1 protein-coding gene is annotated in these 795 nt (G+C 70.8%); it reads right to left on the bottom strand.

Going from position 1 to position 795, the window contains the following annotated elements; translation table 11 throughout:
• Positions 1-40 precede the first annotated feature (40 nt).
• On the bottom strand, positions 41-781 hold the full coding sequence (locus ACTWPP_RS45005) for a class I SAM-dependent methyltransferase (protein WP_443110620.1): 741 nt from the start codon (positions 779-781) through the stop codon (positions 41-43).
• Positions 782-795: the final 14 nt, after the last annotated feature.

The following is a 795-nucleotide window of genomic DNA, read 5'->3' as shown; positions in this document are numbered from 1 at the left end:
GTCGGGTGCTCGCCCCATACGGTCGTGGGGCCGCCTGACATCACCGGCGCCAGACGCGCAGGTTCTCGGGCGCATCCGGGACGGGCGACAGCCCGGCGGCGGACAGCTCTGCGGCCATCCGCTCGTCGGCGATGACGTGGCAGTCGAACTCGGCGGTCTCCTCCTGAACGAGGCGGTCACCTTCCCAGGTCCGGTAGGTGTTCACCCAGCGGATCAGGTCGTCGCCGATCGCGTCCGCACGCGACACCGTGTCGTACCGGCGGCGCCCGAGGGTGCGTCCCGGCACCACGCTGGCCGGAACCGACTCGGCCTTCTGCGGGTACTGGGCCTCCACGATCAGCAGCCCGCCCGGATTCAGTGCCTGCGCCCACTTGTGCCACAGCCGCTCACGCTCGGCCGGGGCGAAGTGCATGACCAGGTTGAGAAGGACGACCGCGTCGACACCTGTTCCGGGATCGGCGGTCGCCGCATCACCCGGCAGCACGGTCACCCGCCGCTCCGCCTCGGGGTGCCTCACCAGCCTCGTGACCAGCGCCGCCCGCATGACGCGCGCGGGCTCGATCGCGAAGATCTCCGCCTCCGCGGGAAGGAAACCCAGCATCGCCTCGGTGAAGTAACCCGTCCCCGCGCCGATCTCGGCCACCGACCGCGCATCCTTGAGCAGCCCGCCCACCGCGGTGGCGAGGCCGGCCCAGTGCTCCTCCGGCAGGATCAGGTCGTAGTAGGGGGCATTGACGGCATATCCCAGGCCCTCGTCCGCCCTGGCAGCCTCATCGGTCATCGCTCACGCCTTTC

This window comes from Actinomadura sp. 3N407 (genome assembly GCF_052245875.1).
Classification (GTDB): Bacteria; Actinomycetota; Actinomycetes; order Streptosporangiales; family Streptosporangiaceae; genus Spirillospora.
The sequence above is the reverse complement of the archived record's forward strand: the minus strand, read 5'-3'. Positions and strand labels throughout refer to the sequence as shown.